Consider the following 26,076-nt stretch of genomic DNA (forward strand, 5'->3'; position numbering starts at 1 on the left):
GTCGGCAATCTCTCAGGCGCGGGCAATGGTGTTGGTACGACGAATCTTCTGCTGCAGCTGGATCACGCCGTACAGCAGTGCTTCAGCGGTGGGCGGGCAACCCGGCACATAGACGTCGACCGGCACGATGCGGTCGCAGCCACGCACCACTGAATAGCTGTAGTGGTAATAACCGCCGCCGTTCGCGCAGGAGCCCATCGAGAGCACCCAGCGCGGTTCGGGCATCTGGTCGTAGACCTTGCGCAACGCCGGCGCCATCTTGTTGCACAGCGTGCCGGCCACGATCATCAGATCGGACTGGCGCGGGCTGGGGCGGAACAGCATGCCGAAACGGTCGATGTCGTAGCGGGCAGCGCCCGCGTGCATCATTTCGACCGCGCAGCATGCGAGGCCGAACGTCATCGGCCAGAGAGATCCGGTCTTCGCCCAGTTCACGACCGAGTCGTAGGTCGTGGTGACGAAGCCTTCTTTGAGAACGCCTTCAATGGCCATCGTGTAGCTTCCTTGTCATTCCCAGTCGAGCGCGCCTTTTTTCCACTCGTAGACGAAGCCCACGACGAGGATGGCGAGAAAGATCATCATGGCCCAGAAGCCAACAGCGCCGATTTCCTTGAGCGCAATGGCCCACGGAAAGAGAAAGGCAATCTCGAGATCGAAGAGGATGAAGAGAATCGCGACGAGGTAATAGCGCACGTCGAATTTCATGCGCGCATCCTCGAAGGCTTCGAAGCCGCACTCGTAGGGCGCGTTCTTCGCAGCGTCGGGCCGATTGGGCCCGAGGATGTATCCGATGACTTGCGGGGCGACGCCTACGCCGACCCCGACCAAAATGAACAAAAGGACGGGAAGGTAGGAATCGAGGTTCATCGAGAAATTTTCACCGCTTGCCACCGACAGAAGAGCCTCTGGAAAGAGATCTTCTGCCGGTGAGATTTGGTGCGGTCGGCGAGACTCGAACTCGCACAGCTTTCGCCACTACCCCCTCAAGATAGCGTGTCTACCAATTTCACCACGACCGCGGTTTTTAACTGTCCAGATGGCATGAGGTGCCGTTGAGGCATTTGGCTTTCTGAACAGATTTAGAGTTTACCCTGAAATGAAGCCGTTTCTCACGAACGGCTGCATGAAAACAACCTGATTACTTGGCCGGAATCTGGCCGGGGCCCGAAACGGGTGCAGCAGGCGCCGAAGCGGCCTTGGCAGGTGCTGCTGCAGCGGGGATTTCGCCCGCAGCGCCTGTCGCGGGAGCAGCCGGTACAGCAGGTGCGCCCACGGCGGCGCGCTCCAGCAGGCTGCCGCCGCCCGCAGGACGTGCGTGGCTGAAGTAGGCCAGCAGCAGCGTGCAGGCGAAGAACACCGCAGCCAGCACAGCCGTGGTGCGCGAGAGGAAGTTGGCACTGCCGCTGGCGCCGAACAGGCTGCCTGCACTGCCGCTGCCGAAGGCCGCACCCATGTCGGCACCTTTGCCGTGCTGGATCAGGATCAAGCCGATCATTGCCAGCGCCGCCAGCATTTGCACGCCGACCAGAAGATTGAGGACCACGTTCATTCGTTCTTACTCCTAAGTGATGGCTGCCGTTGCCGCGATCAGCGTGCAGCGGCAGAAATGATCTGCAGAAAGTCGGGCGCCTTGAGCGAGGCGCCGCCGATGAGGCCGCCGTCGATGTCGGCCTGCGCCAGCAGTTCGGCGGCATTCGCCGCATTCATGCTGCCGCCGTACAGAATCTTGATGCCCGCGGCGTGTTCGCTCGCGGCATGGTGCAGTTGTGCACGCAGCACGGCATGCACCGCCTGCGCCTGTTCCGGCGAAGCCGTCTTGCCCGTGCCGATAGCCCAGACCGGCTCGTAGGCCACGACGATCTCGCTGATGCAGTGGCCATTCACATGGATCACCGCGGCCAGCTGGCGCTTGACGATCTCTTCGGTCTGCCCTGCTTCGCGCTCTGCCAGCGTCTCGCCGACACAGACGATCGGCGTGATGCCGTTCGCCAACGCCGCCGCCGTCTTGGCCGCCACGGCATCGTCGGTTTCGCCGTGGTACTGGCGACGCTCCGAATGGCCCACGATGGCATAGCGCACACCGAAATCCTTCAGCATCGCCGCCGACTGCTCACCGGTGAACGCACCTTGCGGGTGCGCCGAAATGTCCTGCGCACCAAGGGCCAGCGACGGCGTGCCCGCCAGCAGCGATTGCAGCTGGGCGAAGTACGGCGCAGGCGCGCACAATGCAACACCGCAGGCCGCGGGGCTGGCGGCCAGCCCTTGCTGCAGGGCCTTCACCAGCGCCTCGTTGGCGGCCAGGCCGCCATTCATCTTCCAGTTGCCGGCAATCAGTTTCTTGAAGGTTGTCATCGCGTTGTTCGTCTCACCAAGTCAGCACGATCTTGCCGATGTGCTGGTTCGATTCCATCAGGGTGTGAGCCTGGGCCGCGCCGCTGGGCTCACCTGCTGCCGCATAGGTGCTGTGGATCACGGGCTTGACCGCGCCGCTTTCGAGCAACGGCCAGACCTTTTCACGCAAAGCCTTGGCGATGGCGCCCTTGAACGCCACCGGCCGCGGACGCAGCGTCGAGCCGGTGATCGTGAGCCGACGACGCAGCACGAGGCCCGCGTTGATCTCGCTCTTCACACCGCCCTGCACCGCAATGATCACGAGCCGACCGTCTTCGGCCAGGCACTCGACCTCGCGTGCCACGTAGTCGCCGGCCACCATGTCGAGCACCACATCCACGCCCTTGCCGCCCGTGAGCTGCTTCGCCACTTCGACGAAATCGCTCGTGCGGTAGTTGATCGCGTGGTCGGCGCCGAGTTTCAGGCAGGCTTCGCACTTGTCGTCGCTGCCGGCCGTGACGATCACGGTCGCGCCAAGCGCCTTGGCGATCTGGATCGCCGTGACGCCGATGCCGCTGGAGCCGCCCTGGATCAGCAGGGTCTCGCCCTTCTGCAGGCGGCCGCGCTCGAACACATTGCTCCAGACGGTGAAGAAGGTCTCGGGCAGCGAGGCCGCCTCGATGTCGCTCCAGCCCTTGGGGACCGGCAGGCATTGCGCCACGGGCGCCACGCACAGCTCGGCATAGCCGCCACCGGCCACCAGCGCGCACACCCGGTCGCCGACCTGGAAACCCGCATCGGCCAGCGCCTTGGCGTCGCCCGACACGATCTCGCCGGCCACTTCGAGGCCCGGCAGGTCGGAGGCACCGGGCGGCACGGGGTAGTGCCCCATCCGCTGCAGCACGTCCGGGCGATTCACGCCGCTGGCCGCCACGCGGATCAGCAGCTCACCCTCGCCCGCCACCGGGTCGGGACGCGCAGCGACGCGCAGCACCTCGGGGGCGCCGTACGAAGTGATCTCAATGGCTTTCATGGGGGTCTCCGAGGCTCGGATGCCCGCACGGGGCGGGCATCACCACTGTCCACGCGAGAGGCGACGGCACAGGCCGTCGCACCTCACTGCTTACTCCTGCGGTTCGCGCGGCGCTTGCTGCTGCGACTCGCCGGCGGGCTGCTGTTGCTGCTCGCCGCGGGGCTGTTGCTGCTGGTCGTTGAAACGCGGTGCGCGCTCGCCACGATCGCCGCCGCGGTCACCGCGGTCGCCACGGTCCGAACGCTCGCGGCGGTCGCCGCCACGGTCGCCGCGATCGCCACGGTCTTCGCGCGGCGGGCGCTCGCTGTATTCCATGCCGGCCGGACGCTCGGTCAGAGCCTTCATGGACAGCTTGACGCGGCCCTTTTCGTCGGTCTCGAGAACCTTGACCTTCACGATCTGGCCTTCGCTCAGGTAGTCGGTCACCTTCTCGACGCGCTCGTGCGCGATCTGGCTGATGTGCAGCAGGCCGTCCTTGCCGGGCAGCAGGTTGACCAGTGCGCCGAAGTCCAGGATCTTGGTGATCGGGCCTTCGTAGACCTTGCCGATTTCGACTTCAGCGGTGATCTGCTCGATGCGCTTCTTGGCGAATTCGGCCTTTTCCGGATCGGTCGAGGCGATGGTGATGGTGCCGTCTTCGTCGATGTTGATCGTCGTGCCGGTTTCTTCCTGCAGGCCACGGATCACGGCGCCGCCCTTGCCGATCACGTCGCGGATCTTCTCGGGGTTGATCTTCAGCGTGGTCAGGCGCGGTGCGAACTGCGACACGTCGGCCTTGGCCTCGCCCATCGCTTCTTGCATCTTGCCCAGGATGTGCATGCGCGCTTCCTTGGCCTGTGCCAGTGCGACCTGCATGATTTCCTTGGTGATGCCCTGGATCTTGATGTCCATCTGCAGCGCGGTGATGCCGTTGGTCGTGCCGGCCACCTTGAAGTCCATGTCGCCCAGGTGATCTTCGTCGCCCAGGATGTCGGTCAGCACCGCGAAGCGGTTGTCTTCCTTGATCAGGCCCATGGCGATACCGGCCACATGCGCCTTCATGGGCACGCCGGCGTCCATCATCGAGAGGCAGCCGCCGCAGACCGAAGCCATCGACGAGGAACCGTTCGACTCGGTGATTTCCGACACCACGCGGATGGTGTACGGGAATTCTTCCTTGGTCGGCAGCACGGCGACGAGCGCGCGCTTGGCCAGGCGGCCGTGGCCCACTTCGCGGCGCTTGGTGGAGCCCATGCGGCCCACTTCACCGGTGGCGAAGGGAGGCATGTTGTAGTGGAACAGGAAGCGGTCTTCGTACTCGCCGGCCAGCGCGTCGATGCGCTGTGCGTCGCGCTCGGTGCCGAGCGTGGTGACGACCAGGCCCTGCGTCTCGCCGCGCGTGAACAGCGCCGAGCCGTGGGTGCGGGGCAGCACGGAGTTACGGATTTCGATGGGGCGCACGGTGCGCGTGTCGCGGCCGTCGATGCGCGGCTCGCCTTGCAGGATCTGGCCGCGCACGATGCGCGATTCGATCGCGAACAGCAGGTCGCTGACCTTGCCGGCGTCGAACTCGGCGCCTTCGGCCTTCAGTGCCGTGAAGACGCTGGCATTGGCTTCGCGCAGGGCTTGCGTGCGGGCTTGCTTGCTGCGGATCTGGTAGACGGCGCGCAGCTTTTCTTCGGCCAGGCCGTTGATCTTGGCGATGAAGTCTTCGTCCTTGGCTTCAGGCACCCAGGTGCCTTCCTTGAGCCATTCCGGCTTGCCGGCGTCGCGCACGAGGTCGTGAATCGCGTTGATCGCGATGTTGGCCTGCTCGTGACCGAACACCACGCCGCCCAGCATGATTTCTTCGCTGAGCTGCTGGGCTTCGGATTCGACCATCAGCACGGCGGCTTGCGTGCCGGCGACGACGAGGTCCATCTGCGAATCCTTGCGGGCCGTGGGGCCCGGATTCAGCACGTACTGGCCGTTGATGTAACCCACGCGGGCGGCACCGATCGGGCCGCTGAACGGGATGCCGGAGATCGACAGGGCGGCGCTCACGCCGATCATGGCGGCGATGTCGGCGTCGACTTCAGGGTTCAGCGACACGGTGTGGATCACCACGTGCACTTCGTTCAGGAAACCTTCGGGGAACAGCGGGCGGATCGGACGGTCGATCAGGCGGCTGGTCAGCGTTTCGTGTTCGCTGGGCTTGGCTTCGCGCTTGAAGAAGCTGCCGGGGATCTTGCCCGCGGCGTAGGTCTTCTCGATGTAGTCGACGGTCAGCGGGAAGAAATCTTGACCGGGCTTGGCGGTCTTGGAAGCGACCACGGTCGCCAGGATCACGGTGCCGTCGATGTCGACCAGCACGGCGCCGGTCGCCTGGCGGGCGATTTCACCGGTTTCCATGACGACGGTCTTGTCGCCCCATTGGAAGGACTTGGTGATTTTGTTGAAGAGGCTCATTGTTGCTCCTATTTTGATAGCGAATCACACAGGATTCGCAAGGGGCGGAGGCTGCTCAGAACACGATGCCATTCCAGCGAAGCTCGGGACGAACTTCATTGGAATGACACAGCTTCGCTCTGTTGGGCACTCCGAAAGTGGATCGCGAAGTAAAAAACGCCTGAGCTAGCGGACTAACCCAGGCGTTTTTTCATGCGATTCGAATTACTTGCGCAGACCCAGCTTGGCGATCAGCGCGGTGTAACGCTCGGCGTCCTTGGACTTGAGGTAGTCGAGCAGCTTGCGACGGCGGCTGACCATGCGCAGCAGGCCGCGACGACCGTGGTGGTCCTTGGCGTGCGTCTTGAAGTGGGGGGTCAGCTCGTTGATACGGGCGGTCAGCAGTGCGACTTGCACTTCGGGGCTGCCGGTGTCGTTGGCTGCACGGGCGTTGTCCTTGACAACTTCGGCCTTGATGGAGGCTGCGATCATGTTGAATTTCCTTGTTCCGGGATGTTTGACTTGCGGTGAGCACTGGAACTGCCCTCACCGTGCGCCTTGCGGCATGCAAAGCTTTGGGAGTATACATCGGCCGGCTTGACCGCTCCCTCCCGCCGCCTTCCGTCAAGCGAAACCAGCCCCACCGCCCCCAGCACGCAGGCGGCGCCGGCGATCTGGGCCCACCCCACGGCCTCCCCCAGCCACCACGCCGCCAGGACCAGCGCCGACACTGGCATCAGCGCCGTGAACAGCGCCGCCTCGGCACCGCGCAGCCGGGCGGCGCCCGCGTACCAGAGCAGGAAACCCGCCACCGTCGGCACCAGCGCGTAGTAGGCCACCCCGGCCAGCGCCTCGGCCGGCACCGGCTGAAGCCAGGCGCGTTCCAGCAGCGCCGGAATCACGGACAGCAGCAGTCCCAGCGCGACCATCGCCGTCGATTGCACGAGCGGCGCCAGCGGCACGCGCAGCCGCTTGTTGAGCAGGATGAACAGCGACTCGAGCGCCACCGCCCCCAGCACCAGCAGGTTGCCAAGCAGCGCGGTCGACGTGCGCTCGCCGCCCCCTTCGCCCGGACGCAGCGTGATCGCCAGCACGCCCAGGCTCGCGAGCACGATCCCGCCCACCAGGTAGCGCCCCGGCCGCTCGCGCAGTGCCAGCACAGCCACCAGCGCGGCCATCGCCGGCAGCGTGCCGGTCACCACGCCCGCATCGGCGGCCGGCGCCCAGCGCACGCCCAGGATCAGCAGCACCGTGTAGCCGACGCTGCCCGCCGCCGCCTGGCACAGCAGCAGCACGGCGTCGTGGCGGTCCGGGCGCGGCCAGCGCACGCGCATGAACCCCATCAGCGCCACGAACACGGGCAGCGCCAGCGCAAAGCGCAGCGCGGTCGCCGTGAACGGCGGCAAGCCGCTCGCGATGAGCTTGCTCGCGACCACCGTGCTGCCGACCGTGACCATCGCGAGCGCGCACAGCCACATTCCCTTGCTTCGTTCCGACATCCTGATCGCCTTCCGTTCTGCAGAAAGCGCGAGCGTCTCCCGCCAGGGGCGCGGCGGTCTTGAACGAAATTGCAGGAATCGAGCTAGCGCGCCGCCGCGTACGCCCCGGGCGTGAAGCCCAGGAAGCGCACGAAGGCCCGCGTCATGTGGCTCTGGTCAGAGAAGCCCGCGCCGGCCGCGGCATCGGCCAGCGCCCTGCCCTGCGCGATCAGCCGGCGGGCGCGCGACAGCCGGCATTGCTGCAGCCAGGCATGCGGCGGCAGCCCGAAGGCGGCCGCGAAGCCGCGCAGCAGTTGGTAGCGGCTCAGACCGGCCTCGCGCGCCAGTTCGGCGAGCGTGGGCGCGTGGAGGCAGTCGTCGGCGATGCGCGCACGTGCGCGCTCCATCGCTGCCGGCGCCACGCGCTTCGGCGCCTCAGGAGCCCGCGCGCCGGGCGCATCGCGCAGCAGCTGCAGCACGCCCTGCTCCAGCGCCAACGCGTCGTCACCTTCGACGACGGCCGCGAACAGCCGGTCGAAGCCCTGTCGCAGCGCCGGATCGCTCAGCACCGGCCGCGTCAGCTCGAACCCCGTCGGCACCCCGTCCGACAGCAGCACGGGCGCCAGGTGCAGCATGCGCCAGGCCCGCGCTTCACCGCGCATCGCGACACCGTCGTGCACCTCGCCCGGATTCACCGTGATGACATCGCCGCGCACCGCCTCGACCGCGCCACGCCCGCTGGCCGAGCGCTGTCCGCCGCGGTCCATCACGCCGATGCCGAACACGTCGTGCATGTGGCGCGGAAAGCTGCGGCTCGATTCGGCCGCAATCGCCTGCAGGCCCGGCAGCGCCGATCCGCGGATGCGCACGGCATCGACGGGCGCGGACCTCGAGGCCATGCCGGAATGCCTCAGCCCTGCTGCTTGGCCAGCCAGCCGCGCAGCCGCTCGACGCCCTGCACCAGCCGCTGCGGGTCTTTCGACGCGAAGCACCAGCGCAGCCAGCCCTGCGCCTCGGGCGCGAAGGCGTTGCCCGGCGCGAGCCCCAGGCCCGCTTCGGCGACCAGGCGTTTGGCGAGCTCGAGCGAATCGCCGAAACCTTCGAGCCGGAAGAAGGCATACATGCCGCCCTTGGCCGGCGCCACCTGCACGCCCGGCACCGCCGCCAGCAGCGGCACCAGCGTGTCGCGGCACTGCTTCAGGTGCGCGACCACGCGCGGCGTGATGTCGGCCGTGTGCTCGAGCGCCGCGATGGCGGCGCGCTGCGTGAACACGCTGGCGCACGAGGTGTTGAACTCGATCAGCTTGCCGATGCCGTCGACCATCGCCGGCGGCAGCACCAGCCAGCCGAGGCGCCAGCCGGTCATGAGGAAGCTCTTCGAGAAGCTGTGCGTGACGACGAGGCGGTCGTCGGGCGTCGAGATGTCGAGGAAGCTCGGCGCGCAGCCGTTCGGCGTGGGCTCGAAGTACAGCCGCTCGTACACCTCGTCGGCCAGGATCCAGGTGCCGGTTTCGCGGCAATGGTCGAGCACGGCCTGCTGCTCGTCGCGCGTCATCGTCCAGCCCGTGGGGTTGTTCGGCGCGTTGACGATCAGCAGCTTCGTCTTGGGCGTGACCGCCGCGCGCAACGCGGGCAGGTCGAGCGTCCACTGCCCGTTCACCGGCACCAGCGGCACGGTGCGCACCTGCGCGCCCATGATCGCCGGCTGCGCCGTGAGGTTGGGCCACACGGGCGTGACAGCGACCACGTCGTCGCCCGCGTCGACCAGCGCCTGCACCGCGAGCATCAGCGCGCTCACGCCGCCCGAGGTGACGGCGATGCGCGAGGCGTCGACCGTCGGGTGCAGGCGGCTGGTGTAGCGCGCGATGGCTTCGCGCAGTTCGGGCAGGCCGAGGTTGTGGGCGTAGAAGGTTTCGCCGCGCTGCAGCGACTCGATGGCCGCCTGGCGGATCACCTCGGGAGTGACCTCGTCGCTCTCGCCGAACCAGAAGGCGAGCACGTCGTCGCGGCCCATGCCGGCATTGGCGACTTCGCGGATCTTCGAGGCTTCGAGGTGGTGGATGGCTTCACGCATGTCTGGGGGTTCCTGTGCTGTCGGGTGTCGTCTGCCTCAAGGGCGCTTCATCTTGCAGGACGTGGGCTGCTCGGCGCGCTCGGGCGCAATCGTCTTGATCACGCGAAAGCCGTAGCCCGAGCCCTCGACGTCGAACTGCACGCCGGGCTTGCCCTGCTTGTCCATCACGCCGACCACGAGCTGCTGCTGGAACTGGTGGTCGGCCGCGCGCATGCGCCCGCGCTGGCCGTACAGGCTCACGTCGGCCTGCTCCAGCGCGCGCGCCAGCGGCACGGCCTCGGTGCTGCCCGCGCGTTCCAGCGCCTGCGCAAGCGACTCGACCAGAAGCTGCATGCGCATGTGCACGTAGTCGTCGGCCGGGCGCGGAAAGCGCGTGCGGAAGGCCCGGTAGAAGGCCTCGGACTGCGGCGTCTGCACGTTCGGCAGCCAGTCGGCCACGGCGACCACGCGGCCGATGCCCGCGTCGCCGATGGCGGCCGGCGCGCCCAGGGCGTTGCCGTAGAAGGTGTAGAAGCTGCCGTTGAAGCCGGCTTCGCGCGCGGCCTTCACGAGCAGCGTGAGGTCGTTGCCCCAGTTGCCGGTGACCACCGCCTGCGCGCCGCTGGCGAGGATCTTGGTGGCGTAGGGCGCGAAGTCCTTCACCTTGCCCATCGGGTGCAGCTCGTCGCCGACGATCTCCACGTCGGGGCGCTGCGCGCCGAGCTGGCGGCGCGATTCGCGCAGCACGGCCTGGCCGAAGCTGTAGTCCTGCCCGATCAGGTAGACGCGCTTGAGCGCCGCGTCGTCCTTGACCACGTCCATCAGCGCGGCCACGCGCATGTCGGCATGGGCGTCGAAGCGGAAGTGCCAGAAGCTGCAGCGCTCGTTGGTCAGCACCGGATCGACCGCCGAGTAGTTCAGGAAGATCGCGCGGCGCGACGGGTCGCGCTCGTTGTTCTTGTCGATGGCATCGATCAGCGCCGCGGCCGTCACCGACGAGTTGCCCTGCAGCACGATGCGGGTGCCGTCGTCCATGGCCGCGCGCAGCGCCGACAGCGCTTCTTCGTTCTGGCCCTTGCTGTCGTAGCGGTCCAGTTGCAGTGGTCGCGCGCCGCCGGGCAGCTTCACGCCGCCGCGCGCGTTCACGCGCTCCACGGCCCACTGCAGGTTGCGGAACACGGCCTCGCCGGTGTTGGCAAACGGGCCGCTCATGCTCTCGATGAGCGCCAGCCGGATGGGGGCGGGTTGCGGGGCCTGGGCCAGGCCGGCGAACGGGGTCGCGCATAGCGCCGCCGCTGCGAATTTCAAGGCCTGGCGGCGCCAAATAAAGGGGGTTTTCATTGTCTTGAAACGCGTGCCGATGCGCCTAGATGAGGTGTCAAGCGGCACTCACGATGGAAAGGCCGCGCAGTGTAAGGGACACACATTCCATGTCCCCATTGTGTTCATTCACCCAGGAGTTTTCGCCATGTTCTTCACCCCCACCCACCGCGCGCATTTCGCTCCCCGTACCCATGACCGCGCTTTCGAGCGCTTCGTGAACGAGGCTTTTGCCGGCGCCCGCCGCTCGCCCCTGGTCGAGCAGGACGACAAGAGCTGGACCCTGTCGCTGGACGTGCCCGGCCTGTCGCGTGAAGACCTGTCGGTGGCCATCGAAGGCGCCGTGGTCCGCATCGAAAGCAAGGCCGAAGCCAAGCGCCAGATCAAGCTCGCCTACGAGCTGCCGCAAGCCATCGACCTGGCCACCAGCGAAGCCAAGCTGGAGAACGGCGTGCTGACCCTCAAGCTCGGCAAGCTGGTGCCGGCAAGCCAGGTTTCGCACTTGCAGATCAACTAGTCCCGGCGATGCCCCCACGAAGAAAATGTTAGTGACAGCTTGTTTTGACTTTAAACAAGCGCCGTATTCACAATAGTGCCGGATAACGTCACATGATGTGACGATTTATTAGTACTTTCTTCTTCGTGGGCATCTCGTAAACGCATCGAGTTCCCGGGCGGTGCGGACAGCGGGTGTGCCTCAAGGCACCATGAAAACGCACCTGCAGTCAGCCAATGACAATGAACGGTCCGACACGCTCCTGATCTTCCTGCCAGGGGCCTACCTCAAACCCGAAGAGTTCGAGCGCGAGGGTTTCATCAGCGCCGTGCGCGAGCGGCACCTCGCAGCCGACGCACTGCTGGTCGATGCGGACGTCTCCTACTACTACGACCAGACCCTCAGCGAGCGGCTGCACGCCGACGTCATCGAGCCCCAGCGGGCCAAGGGCTACACCTCGATCTGGCTGGTCGGCATTTCCATCGGCGGATTCGGCGCGCTGATCCACGAACTGGCGCGGCCGGGCTCGGTGGATGGCATCGTGGCGCTGGCGCCCTACCTGGGGCGCCGCGTGCTCGGCGCTGAGATCAAGAAGGCCGGCGGCCTGCGCGCCTGGCAGGCGCCCACCGGGCCGCAGCCCGACGAGGAACCCGACCGCAAGCTCTGGCCCTTCTTCCAGCAGTACCTGGCGCCGAAGCCTTCCCAGGACCTGCCGCCGCTGTACCTGGGCTTCGGCCTGGCCGACCGCTTTGCCAGCAACCACAAGCTGCTGGCGGACGCCCTGCCGCCGGGGCGCGTGTTCACGACCGAAGGCGGCCACGACTGGCCCGAGTGGCGCCAGCTGTGGCGCAACGTGCTCGACGTGCTGCCGCTGCCCTCGCTGGGGCGTGCACGGCCGCAGCCGGCTACACGGTTTCCGGCAGCGGCGTCTCGGGCGTCATCAGCGATGCCATCGGCCATCGCGGCTTGACGTCGAAGGCGTAGCGCTCCGAGGCCTGCGACAGGCCTGATTGCAGACGCATCGCGGCGGCCATGGCGATCATGGCGCCGTTGTCGGTGCACAGATGCAGCTCGGGGTAATGCACGCGCACCTTGCGCTTGGCGCAGGCCGCGTTCAGTTGCTCGCGCAGGTTCTTGTTGGCCCCCACGCCGCCGGCCACCACCAGCCGCTTCAGGCCGGTCTGGTCCAGCGCCGCGAGCGACTTCTTCAGCAGCACTTCGACGATCGCCGCCTGCGTGGAGGCGGCCAGGTCGGCCTTGCGCGCCTCGAGCTGGTCGCCGAGCTTCTTGGCCTGCGTGAGCACGGCCGTCTTCAGGCCGGCAAACGAAAAGTCGAGGTCGCCGCTGTGCAGCAGCGGGCGCGGCAGCTTGAAGGCCGCGGCGTCGCCCTCTTCGGCCAGCTTCGCGAGCCAGGGGCCGCCGGGGTACGGCAGGCCCATGAGCTTGGCGCTCTTATCGAAGGCCTCGCCGGCCGCGTCGTCGATGGTCTCGCCGAGCAGTTCGTAGCGGCCCACGCCGTCGACCCGCATCAGCTGCGTGTGACCACCCGACACCAGCAGCGCCACGAACGGAAATTCGGGCGGATCGGCGCTCAGGAACGGCGACAGCAGATGCCCTTCGAGGTGATGCACCCCCAGCACCGGCTTGCCCAGCGCCACACCCAGTGCGCAGGCCACGCCCGCGCCCACGAGCAGCGCACCGGCCAGGCCCGGGCCGCGCGTGTAGGCCACCACGTCGATCTCGGCCAGCGAGCGCCCGGCCTCGGCCATGACGGCTTCGGTGAGCGGCAGCACGCGACGGATGTGGTCGCGGCTGGCCAGCTCGGGCACCACGCCGCCGTAGGCCTGGTGCATGGCGATCTGGCTGTGCAGCGCGTGCGAACGCAGCAGCGGCAGCGCGTCGCCGTGCGACTCGACCAGCGCCACGCCGGTCTCGTCGCAGGATGATTCGATTCCCAACAAGAGCATGGCGCCGAGTGTAGGGGCCGCCCGCCGGCGGCGCCGGCGAAGGGGCAAGCGAGGCACGGAAGTTGCACGAGCGGAAGGCGCCCCTTCCGCGCCCCCACGAATGACTTCCGGCCTGAGCTTCCTGATCGCCGCGCGCCGATGCGAGATCGACGCGCTGGACCAGCTCGCGCGCACCAGCGAGCTGGTCGGCGCCATCGGGCGGCTCGTGCATGCGCTGCAGCGAGAGCGCGGCATGTCGAACGTGTTCCTGGCCTCGCACGGCGGGCGCTTCGCCGACCAGCGCGCACCGCAGATCGCCGAATGCCTGGCGCTCGAGCAGCAGGTGCGCGCCGGCTTCGACCGGCTCGAGGCCGAGCACCACCGCGCGGTGGGCGCCGGCCACGGCGCGCGCCTGTTCAGCCGCATCGCCTGGGTGCTGCCCGGCCTGGACGCCCTGCCCGCGCTGCGCCGGCGCATCGACGCGCTCGAGCTCCAGCCCGCGCAGGCCGTGGCCGCCTTCGCCAAGCTGGTGGCCGGCCTGCTGGCCGTGGTGTTCGAGGCGGCCGACGGCGCCACCGACCCCGAGATCTCGCGCCTGCTGGTGGCGATGTTCAACTTCATGCAGGGCAAGGAGTTCGCCGGCCAGGAGCGCGCCTTCGGCGCCGCCGCGCTCGCGCTGGGCCGGGGCGACGACGCGCAGCGCCAGCAGTGGCGCCACCTCATCGAGTCGCAGGAGCGCTGCTTCCAGGTGTTCATCGATTTCTCGGGCGACGCGGTGCGCACGCTGTGGCACGACAGCCAGTCGGACGCCGTGCTGGCCGAACTCGAACGCCTGCGCCGCAAGGGCGCCACCTCGGTGCCGGCCGACGCGCTGCTGAGCCAGGCCTGGTTCGACTGCTGCACGCGGCGCATCGACGCCATGCAGACGGTCGAGAACCGCCTCTCGGCCGACCTGCGCGCGCTGTGCGACCACAAGACCGCCCAGGCGCGCAGCGAGCTGGCGGCCTACCGGCAACTGCTCGGCACGCTGGCCCCGCAGGCCGGCGGCGCGCTCTTCTTCGACGATGCTCAGCAGGCGCAGGACGCCACGCCCGCGCAGCTCGGGCGCCACCTCGAACGCTCGGTGCTCGACATGGTCCAGGAGCAGTCGCAGCGCCTGCAGGCCATGAGCGACGAGCTCGACACCGTGCGCGCCTCGCTCAACGAACGCAAGATCGTCGAGCGCGCCAAGGGCCTGCTGATGGCGCACCGGCGCCTGAGCGAGGCCGAGGCGCACAAGATGCTGCGCCAGACCGCCATGAACCAGAAGCGCCGCCTCGTCGACGTGGCCGAGTCGATGCTGGCCATGGCCGACTACCTGCCGCTCGAGCCTGCACCGCGGCGCTGACCCGCGCCGCTTGGATTGGTGCAGCGCACAACAGTTGTGCGTCGCCCGGGTTAGCGAGCCAGCAGGAACTTTCCCCTGCGCCGGCGCGCCCTGCCAGCTATCTTTTCCATAGCTCCCAACGGCGGGTTCGAGCTGGCACGTCGCTTGCGTAGTCCTTGGCACGGGACCGCAAGGTCTCAAAGGCAGGTTGCACCCAACGGCGGGTGCGGCCCACCGAACCGGACAAAGGCGTCCCCATCCCGCAAGGGCTCGTTCACGAGCAGCCCCTGCGCGGTGCGGACGCCTTTTCGTTTTTGTCTTTCACTTCTGGAGCCCCGCCCATGTCCGATCTGCTGCTGAAAACCAAACTGAGCCGGCGCCGCGTGCTGCAGGCCGCCGCCCTCGGCGCCGTGGGCATCGACCCCGCGCTGCGCGCCGCCGTCTGGGCCCAGGGCTCGGACAAGCCCGAGAAGGAAGAAGTGAAGATCGGCTTCATCCCGCTGACCGACTGCGCCAGCGTGGTGATGGCCTCGGTGCTGGGCATCGACAAGAAGTACGGCGTGAAGATCGTGCCGAGCAAGGAAGCCAGCTGGGCCGGCGTGCGCGACAAGCTCGTGAACGGCGACCTCGACATGGCGCACGTGCTCTACGGCCTGGTCTACGGCATGCACCTGGGCGTGAGCGGCCCGAAGAAGGACATGGCCGTGCTCATGACCCTGAACAACAACGGCCAGGCCATCACACTGTCGAAGAAGCTGGCCGACAAGGGCGCGGTCGATGCGGCCTCGCTCGCCAAGCTCATCGCCAAGGAAAAGGGCGAATACACCTTCGCCCACACCTTCCCCACCGGCACCCACGCCATGTGGCTCTACTACTGGCTCGCCTCGGCCGGCATCGATCCGTTCAAGGACGTGAAGAACATCACCGTGCCGCCCCCGCAGATGGTGGCCAACATGCGTGTGGGCAACATGGACGGCTACTGCGTGGGCGAGCCCTGGGGCCAGCGCGCGATCATGGACGGCATCGGCTTCACGGGCATCACGACGCAGGACATCTGGAAGGACCACCCCGAGAAGGTGCTGGGCTGCACCGCGGAGTTCACGAAGAAGTACCCGAACACCGCGCGCGCCGTCACGGCCGCGATCCTCGAGGCCGGCAAGTGGATCGACACCGGCCTGCAGAACAAGAACAAGATGGCCGAAACCATTGCTGACAAGAGCTACGTCAACACCAGCGTGGACGCCATCAACCAGCGCATCCTGGGCCGCTACACCAACGGCCTGGGCAAGAGCTGGGACGACCCCAACCACATGAAGTTCTACAACGGCGGCGCGGTGAACTTCCCGTACCTCTCGGACGGCATGTGGTTCCTCACGCAGCACAAGCGCTGGGGCCTGCTGAAGGAGCACCCCGACTACCTGAAGGTGGCCACCGAGATCAACCGCATCGACATCTACAAGCAGGCCGCCGCCGCCACGCAGACGCCCGTGCCCAAGGACGTGCTGCGCACCAGCAAGCTCTTCGACGGCACCGTCTGGGACGGCAAGGACCCGAAGAAGTACGCCGAGTCTTTCAAGCTCCATGTCTGAGGAGAAACGCACCATGGTCAGCGCTGTCTTCCATTCCCCGCTCGACGCCGTGGCCTCGCAGGTCGCCGCGCCCGTGGTGTCCAGGCCCCTGGCACCCGCCTCCGCTGTTGCAGCGGTTGTTGCAGCACCTGCGCCTCGCACCCGCGCACCCCTGGACCTGCGCGCCTTCTGGATGCGCGTGCTCCCGCCGTTCCTGGGCTTCGGCCTGCTGGTGCTGGTGTGGGAGATCGTCGCCATGAAAAGCACCACCGGCTTTCCTTCACCGCTGGCCACCTGGCAGCAGGCGCTCACGGTGTTCAGCGACCCGTTCTACAGCAAGGGGCCGAACGACCAGGGCGTGGGCTGGAACGTGCTGTCGTCGCTGCAGCGCGTGGCGCTGGGCTTCGGCCTGGCGGCGGCGGTCGGCATTCCGGCCGGCTTCGCCATCGGGCGCTTCGAGTTCCTCTCGCGCATGTTCAACCCGCTCATCAGCCTGCTGCGCCCGGTGTCGCCGCTCGCCTGGCTGCCCATCGGCCTGCTGGTGTTCAAGGGCGCCAACCCGGCCGCGATCTGGACCATCTTCATCTGCTCGATCTGGCCGATGGTCATCAACACCGCCGTGGGCGTGCAGCGCGTGCCCAGCGACTACATGAACGTGGCCAAGGTGCTGAACCTCAGTGAATGGAAGATCCTCACCAAGATCCTCTTTCCCGCCGTGCTGCCCTACATGCTCACGGGCGTGCGGCTGGCGGTGGGCACCGCGTGGCTGGTGATCGTCGCGGCCGAGATGCTCACGGGCGGCGTCGGCATCGGCTTCTGGGTGTGGGACGAGTGGAACAACCTCAACGTCGCCAACATCATCATCGCGATCTTCGTGATCGGCATCGTCGGCCTGGTGCTGGAGTTCGCCCTCATCAAGCTCGCCACCGCATTCACGTTCGAAGAGGTGAAATCATGAACGACGATTCGAAGTACATCGAGATCCACAACGTCGAGCAGGCGTTCAAGACGCCCAAGGGCCGCTTCGTCGCGCTACGCGACGTGAACCTGAACGTGGCCAAGGGCGAGTTCGTCACGCTCATCGGCCACTCGGGCTGCGGCAAGTCGACGCTGCTGAACCTCATTGCCGGGCTCACCACGCCCACGCAGGGCGTGCTGCTGTGCGCCAACAAGGAGATCAAGGGCCCGGGCCCCGAGCGCGCCGTGGTGTTCCAGAACCACTCGCTGCTGCCCTGGCTCACCTGCTTCGAGAACGTGTACCTCGCGGTCGAACGCGTGTTCGCGGCCACCGAGAACAAGGCGCAACTGCGCGAGCGCACCGACGCGGCGCTCGCGCTGGTGGGCCTCACGCCCGCCGCGCAAAAGCGCCCCGGCGAAATCTCGGGCGGCATGAAGCAGCGCGTGGGCATTGCGCGTGCGCTGTCGATGGAGCCCAAGGTGCTGCTGATGGACGAGCCCTTCGGCGCGCTCGACGCCCTCACCCGCGCCAAGCTGCAGGATGAACTGCTCGCCATCGTGCAGAAGACGCGCAGCACCGTCGTCATGGTCACGCACGATGTCGACGAAGCCGTGCTGCTGAGCGACCGCATCGTGATGCTCACCAACGGCCCGGCCGCCACCATCGGCGACGTGCTGGCGGTGGACATCGCGCGTCCGCGCAACCGTGTCGCGCTGGCCGAAGACCCGGCCTATGTGCACGCGCGCAAGGCGGTGATCGATTTTCTCTACACGCGCCAGGCGCATGTGGAGAAGGCCGCGGCCTGATCCAGCAGGTGCCGCACAACCGGCGTCAGGACATGATGACCTGCAGGCTGTGCTCGTACCACCCCGTGAGGCGCTCGAAGGTGTCCACGAGCGCCTCGCTGGAACGCACCAGCGTGGCGCGCCCCTCGGCGCTGTCGAGCGCCTGCACGCCGCCGACGAGACGCAGCCACTCGTCGCGCGCGCTCGCCAGCCCGGCGCGGATCTCGGGCGAGCTGAGCGGGGCACGCTCCAGCTCCAGCAGCGCGGCTTCGAATTCGTTCATGGTCGGCAGCAGCCGCTCGCGCGAGGCGCCGGCCGCGAGCGTCGAGGCCAGCAGCGCGTCCTTGGCCAGCCGCTGCGCGCGCATGCGTTGCCGTCCGCAGATGTTGACGATGCGCAGCGCGCGCCGCGCACCCGAGGCCTCCAACGCGTCCGTCAGCGACTCGGCCGCCGACAGCAAGGCCTCGCCGCGCGCATCGATCGCGGCCAGCCCTTGCGACGCGGGCTTGGCAACCAGCAGCGCGGCCAGCGCGAGCCACGCCGCCTGCACCTCGCCGAGCGCCTGCACGCCGGCCGGGCCCAGCTCGAGGGCCGTCAGATGATCCAGCGTCTGCTGCACCCGCTCGGTCGACTGCGTGCGCAGCACGCGCGCACGCTGCGCATCGATGCCGGCCGCGAGCTGCGCCGCCACGCGCACCAGCCGCTGCGAGAGCATGCGCAGCTGGCCCGCGCGGTTGATCGCCTCGGCCCACTGCGCGGCCTCGATGACCGAGCGCGACACCTCGCCCAGCCGCAGGTTGGCGTGCATCGCGGCGCCGCGCAGCAGGCCGAAGGCCTCGTCCTCGCCGATGCCGCGCGCGGACATCAGCAGGCCCTTGGCACGGTCGACCCACTTGCGCTCGTCCATGCGGGTGCGCAGGGCGTCGAGTTCGGTGCGCAGCGCGGCCTCGCGGGTCCAGCGGGCCTGCGCCTGCGCGATCAATGCGGCGAGCGCATCGGCGCTCTCGATGGGTACCCACCCGTGCACGCCCGCGGCCACGAGCGCCGCGTGCTGCGCGCCGTCCAGCGGCGCGCTCATCACGCCCAGGGCGCACGGCGGTGCGCCGCCCCAGGGGGCCAGCGCATCGAGCAGCGCGTCGAGCTGCGGCTCTGTTGCATCCAGATGCACCAGGACCATCGACGGTGCAAGCGCCTGCGTGCGCTGCACCAGCGTGTGGCAGCCCGCGCGCCCGAGCACCGCGACGCCCGCGGCATCGATCGACTGCTGCAGCGACGCCGGCAAGGGCTCGCCTTCAGCGGGTTCAGGGGAAAGGACGACGAGAAGGGACATGGCGGCAAGGTGTGGCAAGGCCCGGGAAGCATAGGCCACGCCAGCCTGCATTCGCAGGCACGCCTCTTGCATCGAAGGGGGCACGGTGTAACGAAGCACCGCTTTGGTGAGGCTGCAGGTTCCTGCATCCAACCCGGCCCTCCTCGGGCCGGGCTCACCCCCATGCCGACGGCGTTCGCCGCCGGTACCCCGACTCCACCCCTGTCCGTCGACACGACCGCTGCCCGGTCGCGCCGCGGCTTTTTGCACCTTTGAACACCATGTCCGGTTTCAGGAATTTCTTGCAGTCAGGCCACAGTCCGACCCTGTTCGCGGCCTTCCTGTACTTCTCGTTCTCCTGCTGCATCTGGGTGCTCAACGGCGCCATGGCGCCCTTCATCGGCGAGACCTTCAACCTCTCGCCCGCACAGAAGGGCCTGATGCTGTCGGTGCCGATCATCGCGGGCGCGCTCATGCGCTTTCCGCTGGGCCTGCTGTCGCAGTACATCGGCCGCAAGAAGGCCACGCTGGTCGAGATGGGCCTCATCGCCGTGGCGATGCTGTTCGGCTTCTTCTTCGTGAAGAGCTTCAACGACCTGCTCGCGATGGGCGTGCTGCTGGGCATCGCCGGCGCGAGCTTCGGCGTGGCGCTGTCGCTGGGCTCGGGCTGGTTCCCGCCGCAGCACAAGGGCCTGGCCATGGGCCTGGTGGGCGCGGGCAACGTGGGCACGGCCGTGTCGGTGCTGGTGGCGCCGCCGCTGGCCAACTGGCTGGGCTGGCAGGCGGTGTACGGCGTGGCCGCCGTCGCGATCCTCATCCCGATGGTCGTGATGGTGTTCTTCGCCAAGGAGCCGCCGGACGTGGACCCGCACGGCAGCTTCCGCGCCCACATCGCCTGCCTGTTCGAGAAAGACGGCTGGGTCTTCAGCCTGATCTACGGCGTGACCTTCGGCGGCTTCATCGGCCTCACGACCTTCCTGCCCTCGTACTACTACGACCAGTTCGGCGTGAGCAAGGTGCAGGCCGGCCAGCTCACCATGCTCGCGGCCTTCATGGGCGCGGCGGTGCGCATCGTGGGCGGCTGGCTGTCCGACCGCTGGGGCGGCGTGAACACGCTCACGGTGGTGCTGCTGGTGGTGGCCGTGGGCCTCGTGCTGGTGGGTTTCTCGTCGGGCTCGCTGGCGCTCACCACGCTGCTGCTGATCGTCTGCTTCGCGGCGCTGGGCGCGGGCAACGGCGCGCTGTTCCAGCTGGTGCCGCTGCGCTGGCCCACGAGCACGGCGGTGGCCGGCTCGATGATCGGCGAGATCGGCGCCCTCGGCGGCGGCCTGGTGCCCAACGCCATGGGCCTGTCGAAGCAGTACCTGGGCAGCTATGCCTGGGGCTTCGTGTTCTTCGGTGCGCTCTCGCTGGCGATGCTGGGCGTGATGCGCGTGATGCAGATCCGCTGGACGCGCACCTGGGCCGAAAAAGGCGGACGCGCGCGCGTCACGCCGGCCCATTCCGCTGCGAAGCCCTCGCCCGTTCGCAAGGCCGCCCGTTCATGAGCCATGTCGCCCACCCCCGCTCAACGTGGCAGGAAAAGCAGCCACACGATGAGCAGCACGTTGAACAGCACCGACACGCCGAGCGCGAGCTGGTACAGCGCGAGCGGATCGCGGCGGATCAGCGGCGTGGCGGCGGGCGCGTTGACGGGGCGCGAGGCGCCGCGCTCCAGCGCGAGCAGCATCTCCTCGGCGGTCTCGAAGCGTTCGCGCGGATCGCGGGCCACGGCCTTGCGCACGAGGTGGTCGAGCCACACGGGCACGTCGGGCCGCAGGCGCGAGAGCGCGACCGGGTCGCGCCGGTAGCGCGCCACCTGGTAGGGCTCGATCTCGCCGTAGGGCAGGTGCCCGCCGAGCCACTGGTAGAGCGTGGCGCCGAGCGCGAACAAGTCGCTGCCCGCATCGGCCACGCCGCCCTCTTCCCACTGCTCGGGGTTGATGTAGCTCGGCGTGCCCGCGTGGAGCTCGCGCTGCGCCGCGCCCTCGCGGCCCGAGATCGCCACGCCCAGGTCGAGGATGCGCCAGCGCCCGTCGTCGCCCCGGTGCAGGTTGCCGGGCTTGATGTCGCGGTGGACCACGCCGTGGCGGTGCAGCCGCCCGAGTGCGCGGCTCACCTCGATGGCCGCGGCGACCACCTCGGCCACAGTGCCGCGCGTGCCGTCCTTGCGCATCTGCTCGAGCGTGCGCCCGCCGTGCCAGTCGAACACGATGTACAGCGCGCTGGCGTCCGGCGCGCGCTCGTGCACGCGCACGAAGCCGCCGCCCTGCCCCACGCGCTGCCCCAGCCAGGCCTCGTGCGCCAGCATCGCGCGCTCCTGCGGGTCGCCGGCGCGCGAGGGATGCAGGGTCTTGAGCGCGACCAGCTCGCGCGTGACCGGATGGCGCGCCTGGTACAGCAGGTGCACGCCGGTGTCGGCCACCAGGCCGGTGACGACATAGCCGTCGAGCGCGTCGCCCACCTTGAGCCACGGCGGCGGCGCCAGGCGTCGGCCGTCGCCGAGTTCGTCGTCGAGCTGGCGCGCATCGAGCCCCACGACGCGGATCACCAGCGCGGTCGCGTTGTCGCGCGTGCCGGCGTCCAGCGCCGCCTGCACCAGCGCTTCGCTTGCTGCCTCGGCGTCGCCCTGCAGCGCGAGCGCGGCCACCTGCTGCGGCTTGAGCACGCCGTGCACGCCGTCGGTGCTGAGCACGAAGCAGTCGCCCACGCGCACGTCGCCCTGCAGGTAGTCGACGCGCACCTGGTCGTCCAGGCCGATGGCGCGCGTGAGCCGGCTGCGCATGTCGGGGTGGTCGAAGGCGTGGTCCTGCGTGAGCAGCTGCGCGGGCTCGCCGTCGGCGCGCACGCGCCAGGCGCGCGTGTCGCCCACGTGGGCCAGCGTGTAGCTCTGGCCGTGCAGCACCAGCGCGGTGAGCGTGGTGAGCGCCGTGCCCGCGCCCTCCTGTTTTCCCTGGCGCCGGCGGTTGTGATCGGCCAGCCAGCCGTTCTGCGCGCCGATCAGGCGGTCGAGCGCGGCGGTCGGCTCCCAGGTCGCGGGCGTGGCGAAGTAGTCGGCCAGCAAACCCATCACCGTGGTCTGCGCCGCCTCGCGGCCGCGTCCGCCGCTGGAGACCCCGTCGGCAATCGCCGCGATGAGCCCGCGTGCCTCGTCGCCGGCCGGCGCATGCACCGTGCCGGCGAAGTCCTCGTTCGCGTCGCGCGGCCCGCGCTGGCTGCTGTAGCCGATGTCCACTTCAAAGCTCATGGCGCGATTCTGACCGCGCGCCGCGGGCCGTCGTTCGGTTGATTTCCCTGAAAGGTCCCGCCCCATGAAGAAAATGAAACTCGTGATGGTCGGCAACGGCATGGCCGGCGTGCGCACGCTCGAAGAGCTGCTGAAGATCGCGCCCGACCTGTACGACATCACCGTCTTCGGCGCCGAGCCGCACCCCAACTACAACCGCATCCTGCTGTCGCCCGTGCTCGCGGGCGAGCAGACGGTGGACGAGATCGTGCTCAACAGCTGGGAGTGGTACAGCGACAACCACATCGCGCTGCACGCCGGCAAGAAGGTGGTCGAGGTCGACCGCGTGAACCGCATCGTGCGCGCGGAAGATGGCACCGAGGCGCCCTACGACCGCCTGCTGATGTGCACCGGCTCCAACCCCTTCATGCTGCCCGTGCCCGGCAAGGACCTGAAGGGCGTGATCGCCTACCGCGACATCGCCGACACCGACTACATGATCGAGACCGCGCGCACGCACAAGAACGCGGTGGTCATCGGCGGCGGCCTGCTCGGCCTGGAAGCCGCCAACGGCCTGATGCTGCGCGGCATGACCGTGACGGTGGTGCACGTGATGCCCTGGCTCATGGAGCGCCAGCTGGACGACGTGGCGGGCAAGCTGCTGCAGAAGTCGCTCGAAGACCGGGGCCTGAAATTCCTCATGGGCGCGCAAACGCAGGACCTGGTCGGGGGCGACGACGGCCGCGTGAAGGCGATCCGCTTCAAGGACGGCACCGAAGTCGCGGCCGACCTCGTGGTGATGGCCGTGGGCATCCGCCCCAACGTCGAGCTGGCCGAGAAGATGCGCCTGCACTGCAACCGCGGCATCGTCGTGACCGACACGATGCAGACCGTGACCGACGCTCGCATCTACTCGGTGGGCGAATGCGCGGCGCACCGCGGCATCGCCTACGGCCTGGTCGCGCCGCTGTTCGAGCAGGCCAAGGTCGCGGCCAACCACTTGGCGCAGTTCGGCATCGGCCGCTACCTCGGCTCGCTCACGTCCACCAAGCTCAAGGTCACGGGCATCGACCTGTTCAGCGCCGGCGAGTTCATGGGCGGCGAAGGCACCGAGGAGATCGTGATGAGCGACCCCTTCGGTGGCGTCTACAAGAAGCTGGTGCTGAAAGACGACAAGCTGATCGGCGCCTGCCTGTACGGCGACACGGTGGATGGCAGCTGGTACTTCAAGCTGCTGCGCGACGGGCGCAGCGTGCACGACATCCGCGACAAGCTGATGTTCGGCGAATCGAACATCGGCGACACCGGCCACGAGGGCCACAGCAAGGCCGCAAACATGCCCGACGACGCCGAGGTGTGCGGCTGCAACGGCGTGAACAAGGGCACCATCTGCAAGGCCATCAAGGAGAAGGGCCTGTTCACGCTCGACGAGGTGAAGAAGCACACCAAGGCCAGCGCCAGCTGCGGCTCGTGCACCGGGCTGGTCGAGCAGATCCTGATGTTCACGGCCGGCGGCGACTACTCGGCCACGCCCAAGAAGAAGGCGATCTGCGGCTGCACCGACATGAGCCACCAGGACGTGCGCGACGCGATCCGCAAGGAGCACTGGCTCACGCACGACGCGGTCTACCGCGGCATGGGCTGGCGCACGCCCAACGGCTGCGCCACCTGCCGCCCGGCCGTCAACTACTACCTCATCAGCACCTGGCCCAAAGAGGCGAAGGACGATCCGCAGAGCCGCTTCATCAACGAGCGCAGCCACGCCAACATCCAGAAGGACGGCACCTACTCCGTCATTCCGCGCATGTGGGGCGGCCACACCACGCCCGACGAACTGCGCCGCATTGCCGACGCGGCCGACAAGTACAAGATCCCGACCGTCAAGGTCACGGGCGGCCAGCGCATCGACCTGCTGGGCGTGAAGAAGGAAGACCTGGAGGGCGTGTGGAAGGACATCGGCATGCCCAGCGGCTTTGCGTACGCCAAGTCGCTGCGCACGGTGAAGACCTGCGTGGGCAGCGAGTGGTGCCGCTTCGGCACGCAGGACAGCACCCAGATGGGCAAGGACCTGGAGCGCGCGCTGTGGGCCATGTACTCGCCGCACAAGGTCAAGCTGGCCGTGTCGGGCTGCCCGCGCAACTGCGCGGAGGCCGGCATCAAGGACGTGGGCGTGATCGGCGTTGATTCTGGCTGGGAGCTCTACGTGGGCGGCAACGGCGGCATCAAGACCGAGGTGGCGCAGTTCCTCGTGAAGGTGAAGACCGCCGGGGAAGTGATGGAACACGCCGGCGCCTTCCTGCAGCTGTACCGCGAGGAAGGCTGGTACCTGGAGCGCACGGTGCACTACATCGGCCGCGTCGGGCTGGACTACGTGAAGAAGAAGATCCTCGAAGACGCCGAGGGCCGCAAGGCACTGTGGGAGCGGCTGCAGTTCGCGCTCGACGGCGAGCCCGACCCGTGGTTCGAATCGGCGCAAGCCTCGGTGGATGTGCGGCAGTTTGCGCCGCTGAGCGTGTGATCGGAGCGACCGCTTGAAACGACGACTCTTCATCGCTTCTTCCGCCCTCGCTGCGCTCGCCCCGGTGGGTGCCCGTGCGCAGGTGGCCGACCTCAACGACGCCATCAACAAGGCCGGCCGCCAGCGCATGCTGTCGCAGCGCGCGAGCAAGGCCTACCTGGCGCTGGTGCAGAAGGTGGAACCGCGCAGCGCGCAGCAGGTGCTCGACCGCTCGGTGGCGCTGTTCGAGCGCCAGCTCGGCGAGCTCAAGGCCTTTGCGCCGACGCCCGCACTGCGCGCCACCTACGACGGCCTGGACGGCGCCTGGCGCGCGTTCCGCACCGAGCTGGCCGATGCGGCGCCCGGCCGGGAGGCCGCCGCGCGGGTCGTGGCGCTCGACGCCGCCGTGCTCGCGCTGGCCCACCAGGGCACGGCGCAGTACGAGGCCGCCTCGGGCAAGCCGGTCGGGCGGCTGGTCAACATCGCGGGGCGCCAGCGCATGCTGTCGCAGCGCATGGCCAAGTGCTACCTGGCCGCGGCGATGCAGATCGACCCGGCCGGCAGCACCGCCGAGATCGCCAAGGCGCGCACCGAATTCCTCGCCGCGCTCGAGCTGCTGCGCAACGCGCCCGAGGCCACCGCGCAGATCCGCCAGGAGCTGGTGCTGGCCGACGCGCAATGGATGTTCTTCAACCGCGGCCTGCAGCGCCTGGACGGTGCGGGCGCCTCGCCCGCGCTGATGTCCGACGTGTTCGTGAGCAGCGAGAACCTGCTCGCGATCATGGACCGCGTGACCGGCCTGTACGCCGAGATCAAGACCTGACCCGCGCCCGAACACAAGACAAGAGAGCCCCACCATGAGCGATTGGAAAGCCATCTGCCGCCTCGACGACATCCCCGTGCTCGGTGCCCGCCGCGTGATGCGGCCCGCCGGCCTGGACGTGGCCGTGTTCCGCAACGCCGAGGACCAGGTCTTCGCACTGCTCGACCGCTGCCCGCACAAGGGCGGTCCGCTGAGCCAGGGCATCGTGTTCGGCACCAGCGTGGCCTGCCCGCTGCACAACTGGGCCATCGGCCTGGACGACGGCTGCGCCCGCTCGCCCGACGAAGGCTGCACGCCGAAGTTCGCGGTGAAGCTCGAAGACGGCGTGGTGCACCTGGACGCCGGCGAACTGGCCACGCACGCGCTCGACCTGGAGCGCCCGGTCGCCGGGCCGCAGCGCCTGGCCGCCGTGACGGTCCTGTCCCCGGAAGAAGGTTGAGGC

At 68.3% G+C, this 26,076-nt stretch carries 23 protein-coding genes, 1 tRNA gene and 1 pseudogene; 10 read left to right on the forward strand and 15 right to left on the reverse strand.

Annotated features, from left to right (window positions below; translation table 11 throughout):
• Positions 1–12: 12 nt before the first annotated feature.
• The 12 genes and pseudogenes from AC07OX_RS05935 to AC07OX_RS05990 form a co-directional block, all read right to left on the reverse strand.
• Entirely contained in the window at positions 13–492 is a 480-nt protein-coding gene (locus tag AC07OX_RS05935) for a NuoB/complex I 20 kDa subunit family protein (protein ID WP_007837763.1), read from the reverse strand.
• 15 nt (positions 493–507) lie between these two features.
• Entirely contained in the window at positions 508–867 is a 360-nt protein-coding gene (locus AC07OX_RS05940) for an NADH-quinone oxidoreductase subunit A (protein ID WP_055805154.1), read from the reverse strand.
• Between the two features lie 67 nt (positions 868–934).
• A tRNA-Leu gene (locus tag AC07OX_RS05945) sits at positions 935–1,019 on the reverse strand.
• Positions 1,020–1,138: 119 nt separating this feature from the next.
• The gene (secG, locus tag AC07OX_RS05950; RefSeq protein ID WP_495260230.1) at positions 1,139–1,549 is read right to left on the reverse strand and encodes a preprotein translocase subunit SecG; all 411 of its coding nucleotides are present in this window, start codon (positions 1,547–1,549) and stop codon (positions 1,139–1,141) included.
• 38 nt (positions 1,550–1,587) lie between these two features.
• On the reverse strand, positions 1,588–2,352 hold the full coding sequence (tpiA, locus tag AC07OX_RS05955) for a triose-phosphate isomerase (protein WP_095746059.1): 765 nt from the start codon (positions 2,350–2,352) through the stop codon (positions 1,588–1,590).
• Positions 2,353–2,365: 13 nt separating this feature from the next.
• Positions 2,366–3,364, reverse strand: a complete 999-nt coding sequence (locus AC07OX_RS05960) for an NAD(P)H-quinone oxidoreductase (protein WP_495260231.1) — start codon at positions 3,362–3,364, stop codon at positions 2,366–2,368.
• 90 nt (positions 3,365–3,454) lie between these two features.
• Complete coding sequence (pnp, locus tag AC07OX_RS05965) at positions 3,455–5,791, reverse strand: polyribonucleotide nucleotidyltransferase (protein WP_307635449.1); 2,337 nt, start codon at positions 5,789–5,791, stop codon at positions 3,455–3,457.
• A gap of 204 nt (positions 5,792–5,995) precedes the next feature.
• Complete coding sequence (gene rpsO, locus AC07OX_RS05970; protein WP_056579564.1) at positions 5,996–6,262, reverse strand: 30S ribosomal protein S15; 267 nt, start codon at positions 6,260–6,262, stop codon at positions 5,996–5,998.
• On the reverse strand, positions 6,259–7,269 hold the full coding sequence (locus AC07OX_RS05975; RefSeq protein ID WP_495260232.1) for a DMT family transporter: 1,011 nt from the start codon (positions 7,267–7,269) through the stop codon (positions 6,259–6,261). The genes rpsO and AC07OX_RS05975 overlap by 4 nt, the downstream gene beginning before the upstream one ends.
• Positions 7,270–7,352: 83 nt before the next feature.
• Positions 7,353–8,147, reverse strand: coding sequence for a helix-turn-helix transcriptional regulator (locus AC07OX_RS05980; RefSeq protein ID WP_495260233.1), 795 nt, complete (start codon positions 8,145–8,147; stop codon positions 7,353–7,355).
• Between the two features lie 11 nt (positions 8,148–8,158).
• Positions 8,159–9,328: pseudogene (locus tag AC07OX_RS05985) on the reverse strand (pyridoxal phosphate-dependent aminotransferase); the annotation flags it as partial.
• 30 nt (positions 9,329–9,358) lie between these two features.
• On the reverse strand, positions 9,359–10,642 hold the full coding sequence (locus AC07OX_RS05990; protein ID WP_492736348.1) for a branched-chain amino acid ABC transporter substrate-binding protein: 1,284 nt from the start codon (positions 10,640–10,642) through the stop codon (positions 9,359–9,361).
• 127 nt (positions 10,643–10,769) lie between these two features.
• Here AC07OX_RS05990 and AC07OX_RS05995 point away from each other — a divergent pair, with 127 nt between their 5' ends.
• On the forward strand, positions 10,770–11,138 hold the full coding sequence (locus AC07OX_RS05995; protein ID WP_489058757.1) for an Hsp20/alpha crystallin family protein: 369 nt from the start codon (positions 10,770–10,772) through the stop codon (positions 11,136–11,138).
• Positions 11,139–11,328: 190 nt separating this feature from the next.
• Positions 11,329–12,087 (forward strand): alpha/beta hydrolase, encoded by a 759-nt coding sequence (locus AC07OX_RS06000; protein WP_095949087.1) that lies wholly within the window; start codon positions 11,329–11,331, stop codon positions 12,085–12,087.
• On the opposite strand, the gene tsaD is transcribed toward AC07OX_RS06000, so the two are convergent.
• A complete protein-coding gene (gene tsaD, locus AC07OX_RS06005; protein ID WP_492736350.1) occupies positions 12,023–13,084 on the reverse strand; it encodes a tRNA (adenosine(37)-N6)-threonylcarbamoyltransferase complex transferase subunit TsaD in 1,062 nt (353 codons plus the stop codon). The two genes, AC07OX_RS06000 and tsaD, sit on opposite strands and share 65 nt — an antisense overlap.
• 100 nt (positions 13,085–13,184) lie before the next feature.
• Here tsaD and AC07OX_RS06010 point away from each other — a divergent pair, with 100 nt between their 5' ends.
• The 4 genes from AC07OX_RS06010 (at position 13,185) to AC07OX_RS06025 (ending at position 17,761) form a co-directional block, all read left to right on the forward strand.
• Positions 13,185–14,450 (forward strand): nitrate- and nitrite sensing domain-containing protein, encoded by a 1,266-nt coding sequence (locus AC07OX_RS06010; protein WP_495260234.1) that lies wholly within the window; start codon positions 13,185–13,187, stop codon positions 14,448–14,450.
• 320 nt (positions 14,451–14,770) lie between these two features.
• Positions 14,771–16,018 carry a CmpA/NrtA family ABC transporter substrate-binding protein gene (locus AC07OX_RS06015; RefSeq protein WP_062475451.1) on the forward strand — a complete coding sequence of 416 codons (1,248 nt, stop codon included), beginning with the start codon at positions 14,771–14,773 and terminating at the stop codon, positions 16,016–16,018.
• A 13-nt stretch (positions 16,019–16,031) separates the two neighbouring features.
• Positions 16,032–16,955 (forward strand): nitrate ABC transporter permease, encoded by a 924-nt coding sequence (gene ntrB / locus AC07OX_RS06020; RefSeq protein WP_307588913.1) that lies wholly within the window; start codon positions 16,032–16,034, stop codon positions 16,953–16,955.
• The gene (locus tag AC07OX_RS06025; RefSeq protein WP_070063125.1) at positions 16,952–17,761 is read left to right on the forward strand and encodes an ABC transporter ATP-binding protein; all 810 of its coding nucleotides are present in this window, start codon (positions 16,952–16,954) and stop codon (positions 17,759–17,761) included. The genes ntrB and AC07OX_RS06025 overlap by 4 nt, the downstream gene beginning before the upstream one ends.
• Before the next feature lie 25 nt (positions 17,762–17,786).
• On the opposite strand, the gene AC07OX_RS06030 is transcribed toward AC07OX_RS06025, so the two are convergent.
• The gene (locus AC07OX_RS06030) at positions 17,787–19,070 is read right to left on the reverse strand and encodes an ANTAR domain-containing protein (protein WP_495260235.1); all 1,284 of its coding nucleotides are present in this window, start codon (positions 19,068–19,070) and stop codon (positions 17,787–17,789) included.
• A gap of 260 nt (positions 19,071–19,330) precedes the next feature.
• Between AC07OX_RS06030 and AC07OX_RS06035 the strand changes: the two genes are divergently transcribed.
• Positions 19,331–20,596: an MFS transporter gene (locus AC07OX_RS06035; RefSeq protein WP_495260236.1), complete on the forward strand. Its 1,266-nt coding sequence runs from the start codon at positions 19,331–19,333 to the stop codon at positions 20,594–20,596.
• Positions 20,597–20,616: 20 nt separating this feature from the next.
• On the opposite strand, the gene AC07OX_RS06040 is transcribed toward AC07OX_RS06035, so the two are convergent.
• Positions 20,617–22,335 (reverse strand): bifunctional protein-serine/threonine kinase/phosphatase, encoded by a 1,719-nt coding sequence (locus tag AC07OX_RS06040; RefSeq protein ID WP_493193862.1) that lies wholly within the window; start codon positions 22,333–22,335, stop codon positions 20,617–20,619.
• 64 nt (positions 22,336–22,399) lie between these two features.
• Here AC07OX_RS06040 and nirB point away from each other — a divergent pair, with 64 nt between their 5' ends.
• From nirB to nirD, 3 genes are read left to right on the forward strand one after another with little or no spacing between them, the layout of a single operon-like run.
• On the forward strand, positions 22,400–24,832 hold the full coding sequence (nirB, locus tag AC07OX_RS06045) for a nitrite reductase large subunit NirB (RefSeq protein ID WP_495260237.1): 2,433 nt from the start codon (positions 22,400–22,402) through the stop codon (positions 24,830–24,832).
• A gap of 13 nt (positions 24,833–24,845) precedes the next feature.
• Positions 24,846–25,634 carry a type IV pili methyl-accepting chemotaxis transducer N-terminal domain-containing protein gene (locus tag AC07OX_RS06050; protein ID WP_495260238.1) on the forward strand — a complete coding sequence of 263 codons (789 nt, stop codon included), beginning with the start codon at positions 24,846–24,848 and terminating at the stop codon, positions 25,632–25,634.
• Positions 25,635–25,668: 34 nt separating this feature from the next.
• The gene (gene nirD, locus AC07OX_RS06055; RefSeq protein WP_062475470.1) at positions 25,669–26,073 is read left to right on the forward strand and encodes a nitrite reductase small subunit NirD; all 405 of its coding nucleotides are present in this window, start codon (positions 25,669–25,671) and stop codon (positions 26,071–26,073) included.
• Positions 26,074–26,076: the final 3 nt, after the last annotated feature.

The organism is Variovorax sp. GW821-FHT09D07 (assembly GCF_059416345.1).